This is a genomic window from Dietzia sp. E1 (assembly GCF_014145015.1).
Lineage (GTDB): Bacteria > Actinomycetota > Actinomycetes > Mycobacteriales > Mycobacteriaceae > Dietzia > Dietzia cinnamea_A.
The window spans coordinates 1-9,185 of sequence record NZ_JAALDU010000032.1 but is presented as its reverse complement, the minus strand read 5'-3'; the positions used below and the strand labels follow the sequence as shown (position 1 = coordinate 9,185).

Sequence of the window (9,185 nt, the reverse complement as noted above, 5' to 3'; positions counted from 1 at the left end):
CCACGACGGTGGCCTCGGTGGGGCCGTAGGTGTTCCACACCTCGCGGCCGTCGGCGGTGAGCCGCGCGGCGAGCTCCGGTGGGCACGCCTCGCCGCCCAGGATCACCAGGCGGACGTCGGTGAGCATGGAGTCCGGCCACATCGAGGCCAGCGTCGGCACCGTGGAGATCACGGTGATCCGCCGCTCGCGCAGCCACGGCCCCAGGTCGAGTCCGGACTTGACGATCGAGCGCGGCGCGGGCACGAGGCACGCCCCGTGGGCCCAGGCCAGCCACATCTCCTCGCACGAGGCGTCGAAGGCCACGGACAGGCCGGCGAGCACGCGGTCGCCCGGGCCGAGGGGCGCGTCCCGCAGGAAGATCCGTGACTCGGCGTCCACGAACGCGGCGGCGCTGCGGTGCGTGACGGCCACGCCCTTGGGCAGGCCGGTGGTCCCGGAGGTGAAGATGATCCAGCAGTCGTCGTCGACGGTCGGTCGGCGGTGTCGTGCGGGATCGTCGGGGCGGTCGGGGTCGGTGACGGCCATGCCGCGGGCGGTGTACACGGCGGCGACCCGCGCCTGGCCGAAGACCAGCTCGGCCCGCTCGGCCGGGTCGTCCACGTCGACGGGGACGTAGGCCGCGCCGGCGGCGAGGGTGCTGAGGATCGCCAGGTACAGCTCGGCGGAGCCGGAGGGCATGTGGATCCCGACCCGGTCACCGGCGCCGACGCCCTGGTCCTGCATCCACGCGGCCGAGACCTGGATCTGCCGCCACACCTCGCCGTAGGTGAGGACGCGGGTGCCGTCGTCGAGGCACGGGGCGTCCGGGTGCCGTTCGACCACCGACCCCAGTACGTCGAGGAGTGTCCGTGGGTTCGCAGCGTGTGAGCTGCGCAGATACTGCTCTGGGATGGTGGCCACCAGCGGATGGTATCGCTCTGAGGTGAACATCCCGCCGCGGTCACCTCCGGGCTGGTTAAGTGAGGCGCATGACTTCTGGGAGCCTTCAGGGCAGGACCGTCGTGATCGTGGGAGCGGGTCCGGGTTTCGGTCACACGCTGGCTCTGCGCGCCGCGGCGCAGGGCGCGTCGGTGGTGGTCGCGGCGCGGACGGCGTCGCGGGTGGAGGCCATCGCGGACGCGGTCCGTCGGGATGACGACGTGCGCCGCGCCGGCGGCACGGCGATCGCCGCGCCCGTCGACGCCACCGACCCCGACTCGGTGCGTGCCCTGCGTGAGACCGTCGAGGGCCACGCCGACGCGGTCCACGGGCTCGTGTACAGCGCCTTCGCGGTGCCCAGCATGAAGCCGCTGGTCCGCACCGACCACGCTCAGATCTCCGCGGGGATCGACCTGTCCGTCCTGGGCGCCCTGCGCGCGACGCAGGAGTTCACCCCGCTCCTCGAGGCCGGTGCCGCTGCCGATGACGCCACCCACGTCGCCGGCGCCACCCACGCCACCCACGCCACCGGCGGTGCCGCCTCTCGCCCCGGTGCCGCCTCTCGCCCCGCCACGAGCTCGGTCGTCATGATGGCCTCGGCCGTCATCCACCACTCCCGCGAACGCTACGCCGGCTACAAGATCGCCAAGACCGCCCTGGTCGCTCTGGGGCATTCGCTCGCCACCGAGCTCGGGCCCCGCGGGATCCGCGTCAACACCGTCGCGCCGGGCTACATCTACGGGGACACCCTCAAGGCGTATTTCGAGAGTCTGGCCGCCAAGTACGGCGGCACGGTCGAGGACGTCTACGCGCACACGGCGGAGAAGATGGACCTGCGTCGCCTGCCCGACGAGGCGGAGATCGTCGACCCGGTCCTGTTCCTGCTCTCCGACGCCGCGTCGGCCGTCACCGGACAGACGCTCACCGTGGACTGCGGCGAGTTCCACACCTGACGCGAGCCGCGCCGCCCCACCCCGGCCGCGCCGCCCCACCCCGAGGCGCGGGATCAGGGTCCGAATCCGGGTCTTTCCCCGATGTGGTGCGGGGCGGGGCGGAGGACAGTGGAGGTCACCGGGGAACACGTCCCCGATCGTCCGGACAGGACGACGACGAGGAGATCTCCATGACCTACGAACCCGCCTCTCAGCCGAAGCGCCTGACCCGATCCGAGGACCGCTGGATCGGTGGCGTGTGCGGTGGCCTGGCCGACTACTTCGGCCTGGGCCCGGCGTTGGTGCGCGTCCTGTTCGTGGCCTCGCTGCTGCTCCCGGGCCCGCAGCTGCTCATCTACGTGATCCTGTGGTTCGTCATGCCCGACTCCCGCGCCTGACCGGGGACGGCGGAGGGGCCGCCCCGCCGCGGGGGTCCCTCTGGCAGGCTGAGCGCATGAGCACCGCAGACACCTCAGCCACCGCCTCGTCCGCCGCCGGTGAGTACGCGTCCGTCCGCGTCGAGAAGGCCACCCGGCACCCGCACGTCGCCCAGGTGACCCTGATCGGCCCGGGTCGCAACAACGCGATGGGCCCGGACTTCTGGGCGGAGATGCCCCGGGTCATGGCCGAGCTCGACGCCGATCCCGACGTCCGCGCAGCTGTCATCGCCGCCGAGGGCCGCAACTTCACCTACGGCCTGGATCTGATGGCGATGATGCCGCAGTTCATGGAGTTCCTGCCGCAGGACAAGGCGCCGGACGCGTCCCGCAACGAGCGCATCCTCGACTCCGTGGAGAACATGCGGCGGGCCGTCGACGCAGTCGCGTCCGCCAAGACGCCGACGGTGGCGGCCGTGCAGGGGCGCTGCATCGGAGGCGGGATCGACCTCATCTCGGCCTGCGACGTCCGCCACGGTTCCGCGGACTCGACGTACTCGGTGCGCGAGGTCAAGGTCGGCATCGTCGCCGACATGGGCTCCCTCGCGCGGCTGCCCTACATCATCGGCTCGGGTCTGACCCGCGAGCTGGCACTCACCGGCCGCGACATCGACGCCGAGACCGCGCTGCGGTACGGCCTGGTCACCCACGTCGCCGACGACGCCGCCGGGGTCCTCGACTCCGCACACGCCACGGCCGCCGAGATCGCGAACAACCCGCCGCTCGTGGTGCGCGGCACCCGCGAGGTGCTCAATCGCGCGATCGAGGGGCCGATCTACGAGTCCAACCGCTACGTGGCCACGTGGAACGCCGGCTTCCTGGCCTCCGCCGACATGATGGAGGCGATCAGCGCGACGCTGGAGAAGCGCGAGGCCGAGTTCACCGGCCGCTGACCGGTCGGGGCCGGCCCCGGTACCGCGGGGCCGGTCGGGGCCCGGCCGGCGTGGCCGTGGCATAGCGGCGTAGGCGGCGGCGTGCCCGACGGCGGGCCCGCTCATCCGCCAACCTCGCCTCGACCTACACCAGATTTCCCCTCCAGTTCACCTTCCGGACCGAGCCCGGTGTCCCTCGCGTTATTGACTCGACCGCGGCCGGGAAAACGGCCACGACCGTGTCCGGGAGGATCACCATGAACAGCAAGTCCACCATCGTCCGATCGGCGGCGGCGGCCGCCGCGCTCCTGGCGGTGTCGGCGGTCAGCGCGTGCGGGGAGTCCGCCGAGTCGACGGCGGCCACCTCCGGCGACTCCGACGTGCTCACGTTCGCGGCCGTGCCGGCGGAGGCGTCCGCCTCGCTGAGCTCGGATTTCGCCAACATCGTCGCGCTGATCGAGCAGGAGACGGGTAAGACCGTCGAGTTCCAGAACGCGACCGACTACGCGGCTGTGATCGAGGGGCAGCGAGCGGGGAAGATCGACATCGCGTCGTACGGCCCGTTCTCCTACGTGATCGCCCGAGACTCCGGTGTGTCCCTCGATCCGCTCGCGGCCCCGACCAGCGACCCCGACGTGGCCCCCGCCTACACCTCGCTGGCCTATGTCCGGGAGGACTCGGACATCAGCGACCTGGCCGGCGCGAAGGACCGAAAGGTCTGCTTCGTGGATCCCGCCTCGACGTCGGGATACCTCGTCCCGACCAAGGGCCTGCTCGACGTGGGTCTGGACCCCGCCGCGGACATCACCCCGATCATGGCCGGTGGCCACGACGCCTCACTGCTCGCTCTGGAGTCGGGGCAGTGCGATGTCGCGTTCGCTCACGACACGATGCTCAACACCCTGGAGAGCGAAGGCCAGATCCAGGCCGGCCTGAAGTCGATCTGGGAGTCGGAGAAGATCCCGGAGGATCCGATCGCCGTGAACACCGAGACCGTCGACCCGGAGACGGTGGCGACGATCGACGAGGCGCTGCGCACGATGGCCAACAAGCCGGCGCTCGTGACGGCGGGGATCTGCGAGTCCGAGTCGGACTGCGAGCTGCCCGAGGAGATCGAGTGGGGCTACCTGCCGGTCGACGACTCCGACTACGACCCGATCCGCGACATCTGCGACGTGACCAAGGCGGAAGCCTGCCAGGGCTGAACCTGCCCGGGACCGTGTGTCCCCGCGAGCGACGCCTCCGAGCAACACCCCTAGTAGTGGAAGGTACCCCCATGTCAGATCGTGACCCCGCCGGTTCAGGGACCGACGCGAGCGTCGTGCTCACCTCGGTGAGCCGCAGGTTCAGCCCCGACGTTCTCGGGCTGGACAACGTCTCCCTGGAGTTCCGGACCGGTGAGGTCACGGTTCTGCTCGGCCTGTCCGGCTCGGGCAAGTCGACGCTGCTGCGACACATCAACGGTCTCCAGCAGCCGACCAGCGGGCAGGTGACGGTCCTGGGCCGGAGCATGGAGACGGCGACCGCTCGGCAGCTGCGGGCCGCGCGACGGGACATCGGCTTCATCTTCCAGGATTTCAATCTGGTGGGCGCCATGTCGGTGCTGGAGAACGTCTGCACGGGCCGCCTGGGATCGCTCCGGGGTCCGCGGTTGTCGCTCATGAGCTACCCGCGGCAGGTCCGACGCGACGCGCTCGAGCAACTCGATCGGGTCGGGCTGGCCGACCGCGCCCACCAGCGCGCGGACACGTTGTCCGGCGGGCAGCAGCAGCGCGTGGCCATCGCGCGTGCCCTTATCCAGAAGCCGAGGATCCTCCTGGCCGACGAGCCGGTGGCGTCGCTGGACCCCCGCTCCGCGGGGCAGGTCATCGATCTGATCGCCCGCATCGCGCGCGAGGAGGACCTCACGGTGATCTGCTCGCTCCACCAGGTCGAACTGGCACTCTCCTTCGCGGACCGGATCGTCGGACTCCGCACGGGGCAGGTCGTCATGGATCGGCGCGCGGCCCAGATCGACGCCAGTGAGGCCCTGATGATCTACGAGCAGGTCTCCGCCGCCGATCTGTCGAGCGTGCGCCTCGCGCGTCCGGCGTCGGTGTGACGGGCGCCCGGTGACACGTATGACGACTTCACTCGACGCTCCGGACCGTGGCCGGGCTCTGCCCGCCGGGCCCCGCCCGTCGGTCCCGGCCCGCCCCCGCCCGTCCCTGAACGGGATCGCGGTGTGGCTGTTCCTCACCGGCCTGCTCGCCGCGTCCATATGGTCGACGATCGACCTGCGGATCAACGTGGCCTCGATCCTCGACTCGGTCTCCAACGCGGCCGACTTCCTCTCGCGGATGTTCCCGCTGGACTTCCCACCGGCGGGCGAACTGGCGCTGCTCCTCGCCGAGACCCTGGCGATCGTGGTGCTGGCCACCGCTCTCGCGGTGGCGCTGTCGATTCCGGTGGCACTGGCCGCCGCGTCCCTGACGGGGCGTGGCCGAGGGCGGCGCGGCACCGCGCGGTCGGTCATCGTCCTGTGCCGGGCGGTGCCGGACCTCGTCCTGGCGATCCTGTTCTTCCGGCTGTTCGGTCTCGGCGCGCTTCCCGGCATCCTCGCCATGGGACTGCACTCCGTGGGCATGATCGGCAAGCTCTACGCTGATGCGATCGAGGAGCTCGATCGGGGCCCCGTCGACGCAGCGCAGGCGGCCGGGGCGACGCGCCGGCAGGTGGTGTTCGCGACGGTGATCCCCGCGCTCATGCCCCAGCTCATCGCCACCGCCCTCCACCGGTTCGACATCAACCTGCGGACCTCCGTGCTCCTGGGATATGTCGGTGTCGGCGGTATCGGGCTCGCGATCGCCGATGCGCTGCGCACCCTGAACTACCAGCGCGGGATGGCGCTGGCGCTCGTGGTCCTGATCCTGTGCATCGCGACCGAGCTCCTCTCCGGGGCGGTGCGACGGGCGCTCATGCGCGGGAGCGGAACCCCACGGGCCGGTCGGAGCCGGTCTCAGGACTCGCGCGGTGGCGGGTCGCGGCGTGATCCCCGCGAGGTCGGGATCACCCCGCCGTGGACCGCCGACCGGATCCGCCGGTTCCTGTCCATCGGGGCGGTCGTGGTGATCCTCGCCGCCTCGGTCGCGGGTGCGGACCTGTCCGCCGACCGGTTCTGGGCCGGGATCGTCGACCTGCCGCGGACAGCGGGGTTGTTCTGGCCGCCCTCGACCGGCGACATCCTCCCCGAGCTCCTCGGACAGCTCCTGGTCACCGTTCAGATCGCGCTGTCGGCGACACTGCTCGGCGCCGTGATCGCGGTACCCGTCGGCGTCCTCGCCGCCCGGAACGTGGTCCCGAACCCCGCCGTCCACACCTCCGCGCGGGTGTTCATCGTGTTCGTCCGCGGGATCCCCGAGCTCATCATCGCCATCGTCTTCGTGGTCATCACCGGGCTCGGCGCCGTCGCGGGGACCCTCGCCCTCGCGATCGGGGCGGTCGGGCTGTTGTCCAAGCTCGTCGCGGACTCCCTCGAGGAGACCGACGTCCGTGTGCAGGAGGCGCTGCGCGCCGGAGGGGCGACCCGAGTCCAGGTCTTCTTCTCCGCCACGATCCGGCAGGCGGCCCCGTCCTTCGTCGCCCACGTCATGTACCTGCTCGACACCAACATCCGCTCGGCCACACTGCTCGGCGTGGTGGGCGCCGGCGGGATCGGCTTCTATCTCCTCAACGCCTCGCGGGTCGTGCAGTTCGATGTCGTCACAACGATCATCCTCCTGATACTCGGTGTGGTGCTGGCGGTGGAGGCGTTGTCGGTGTGGGTGCGCTCGAGCGTGCGCTGAGGGAGCGCCGACCGGGACGGTGAGCGTGCGACCTCACAGATCCCGGAGCACCCGGCGGGCGACGCCGAAGGACATGGTCATCCCGATCCCGGTCGTCACCACCGCGACCGTGGTCCGCGGGTGGACCCGCTCCACGAGGAGGTCGGTGTCGGGACTCGAGGCGTAGACGCCCTGCCACCGCTGGCGGACCCGGAAGCCGGACGGGCTCACGATCGAGGCGAGTTCGTCCAGCAGGAGGCGCGTCACGTCCTCGTCGAGGAACGGGTCGACGGTGAGATCCCGGTGGTGGCTGTCGCCCAGGAGCACGGTGCCGTCCGGGCGTGTGGTGAGCATGATGTTGGCGTCGATCCCCGTGAGGTCCGGACGGCGTTCGGCCAGCTCGGCGGCGACGGCGGGCCCGGACGGGAGCGCGCTGAAGCCCCCGTACCGCACCATGGAGAACCCCGTGAGTAGCGCCGACTCGGTGCGGAGACCCGGGACGGCATCCGCGCTGGCCATGTTCAACGCGCAGCGTCTGACCCGGTGCGTGTCGGCGAGGTCGGGGAGGAGCTGGTCGAGGTCGTGACCGGTGCACACGACGACGTGGTCGGCGGTGAAGGTGCCGCGGGCGGTGGCGACCTCGCCGTCGCCGATCCGGCCGACGGCGGTACGGAACAACACCTCGACCCCCGCCCGGGAGATAAGGGATCGGGTGAGGCCACCGACGGCGGTCCGCGGGTCGACCCGCAGATCGGCGGGGAGGAAGGCGCCACCGATGATCCCCGCGTCCGCCGCGGGCTGCCCGATCCGCGCGGCGGTCCCGGCGGCGTCGAGCAGCTCCACGAGTTCGGTTCCGCGCTGGTCCCGGAACTCCTCGAGCAGACCGAGCTCCGCAGGGGTGCGGGCCACGACGACCGCGCCGGCCTCCCGCGCCCAGATCCCGGCCTCCGACGCCGCCGCGAGCCAGCCTTCACGGGAGTCCAGCGCGGTCGCGAGCAACTCATCGGGCTGCGCGGAGACGCAGGCGTGGCCGAAGTTGCGGACGGAGGCCCCCACGGCGCGGGCGTCGCGTTCGAGCACCCTGACCGTCATCCCCGACCGGGCGGCCTCCACGGCGTGCGCGATCCCCAGGATCCCCGCGCCCACGACGAGGATGTCGGTATGGCGGGGGAGGCCGGCGGTGGCGGTGGCAGTGGCGGTGGCGGTGTTGGAGGCGCGAGGAGTGTCCGTCATGTCCCGATCCTGTCAACCGGCGGCGGACCTCCGCCGGGTCGTGCGATGACCTGGCCGACTGTTCACCGAAGCGAAATGGAGATGACCTCTGGTTGTCGTCGCGGCGCGGGCGGGTGGACCTACGGTGGGCCCACCACCCGCGGTCGCACACTCGCGCCCCGGCCCGCCCACGACCCTCCGGAGAAATCATGATCACACTGCTGTCCTGCGACGTCGCCGGTACGACGGTGAACGAGGGCAACCTCGTCTACCGCGTGCTGCACGATGTGGTGACCGAGTTCGGGGCGGAGATCTCGGACGAGGTCCTGGGGGAGTGGACCGGGATCGAGAAGCGTTGGGCCATCCGGAACCTGCTCGAGCTGGGCGGGGCCGACGCCTCGGAGGCGCGCGTCAACTCCGCCTTCGAGCGGTTCTCGGAGGAGCTCGCGAGGACGTACCGCGAGAATCCCCCGGCGCCGATCCCGGGTGTCGAGGACTTCTTCCGTCGCGTCCGATCGGCCGGGGTGAGAGTCGCCCTCACCACCGGGTTCACGACGCCTGTCACGGAGTCACTCCTGGCGGGCCTCGGCTGGACGGTGGGGCTGAATGATCCGGCGGCCACCGTCGACGCGGTCGTGTGCGCGGACGTCGTCGCCGAGGGGCGTCCGGCGCCGTATCTGATCCACCGGTCCATGGAGCTCACCGGCACCCACGACGTCTCCGCCGTCGCCGCTGTGGGTGACACCGGCGCCGACGTGCGTGCGGCGGTCAACGCGGGCGTCCTCGCGGTGGGGGTGCTCACGGGCGCGCTCGGGCGAGAGGGCTTCGAGAACACTCCCGTGGAGGTCGTGCTCGAGTCGATCTGCGATTTCCCGGACGAGCTCCTTGCCACCCGGGACGCTCCGGCCGCGGCGTCCGCGTGAGCGCGGCGGCGGTCCGATCGGCGACAGCGTTCGTCTGGACCGGAGGGGCGGACTTCGAGACCCGGAGCGTCCCGTTTCCCACGCTCG

The 9,185-nt window shown here is 71.4% G+C and carries 9 protein-coding genes; 7 read left to right on the top strand and 2 right to left on the bottom strand.

Annotation, left to right across the window (positions count from 1 at the left end; translation table 11 throughout):
* Window positions 1-931: AMP-binding protein (locus G6030_RS01850; RefSeq protein ID WP_182642016.1), on the bottom strand; the 931-nt coding region annotated here is incomplete at its 3' end.
* 38 nt (window positions 932-969) lie between these two features.
* Between G6030_RS01850 and G6030_RS01845 the strand changes: the two genes are divergently transcribed.
* From G6030_RS01845 to phnE, 6 genes are all read left to right on the top strand, one after another.
* Window positions 970-1,872, top strand: coding sequence for an SDR family oxidoreductase (locus tag G6030_RS01845; protein ID WP_182642015.1), 903 nt, complete (start codon window positions 970-972; stop codon window positions 1,870-1,872).
* A gap of 170 nt (window positions 1,873-2,042) precedes the next feature.
* Window positions 2,043-2,249 (top strand): PspC domain-containing protein, encoded by a 207-nt coding sequence (locus tag G6030_RS01840; protein WP_182642014.1) that lies wholly within the window; start codon window positions 2,043-2,045, stop codon window positions 2,247-2,249.
* A gap of 56 nt (window positions 2,250-2,305) precedes the next feature.
* A complete protein-coding gene (locus tag G6030_RS01835; protein WP_182642013.1) occupies window positions 2,306-3,181 on the top strand; it encodes a crotonase/enoyl-CoA hydratase family protein in 876 nt (291 codons plus the stop codon).
* A 236-nt stretch (window positions 3,182-3,417) separates the two neighbouring features.
* Window positions 3,418-4,365: a phosphate/phosphite/phosphonate ABC transporter substrate-binding protein gene (locus tag G6030_RS01830; RefSeq protein WP_182642012.1), complete on the top strand. Its 948-nt coding sequence runs from the start codon at window positions 3,418-3,420 to the stop codon at window positions 4,363-4,365.
* 71 nt (window positions 4,366-4,436) lie between these two features.
* Window positions 4,437-5,261 carry a phosphonate ABC transporter ATP-binding protein gene (phnC, locus tag G6030_RS01825; protein ID WP_182642011.1) on the top strand — a complete coding sequence of 275 codons (825 nt, stop codon included), beginning with the start codon at window positions 4,437-4,439 and terminating at the stop codon, window positions 5,259-5,261.
* A gap of 19 nt (window positions 5,262-5,280) precedes the next feature.
* Entirely contained in the window at window positions 5,281-6,984 is a 1,704-nt protein-coding gene (gene phnE, locus G6030_RS01820) for a phosphonate ABC transporter, permease protein PhnE (protein ID WP_182642010.1), read from the top strand.
* A 33-nt stretch (window positions 6,985-7,017) separates the two neighbouring features.
* Here the strand turns inward: phnE and G6030_RS01815 are convergent, their stop codons facing one another.
* A complete protein-coding gene (locus G6030_RS01815; RefSeq protein WP_182642009.1) occupies window positions 7,018-8,196 on the bottom strand; it encodes a TIGR03364 family FAD-dependent oxidoreductase in 1,179 nt (392 codons plus the stop codon).
* Window positions 8,197-8,384: 188 nt separating this feature from the next.
* Between G6030_RS01815 and G6030_RS01810 the strand changes: the two genes are divergently transcribed.
* Window positions 8,385-9,098: a phosphonatase-like hydrolase gene (locus G6030_RS01810; RefSeq protein WP_182642008.1), complete on the top strand. Its 714-nt coding sequence runs from the start codon at window positions 8,385-8,387 to the stop codon at window positions 9,096-9,098.
* Window positions 9,099-9,185 lie beyond the last annotated feature (87 nt).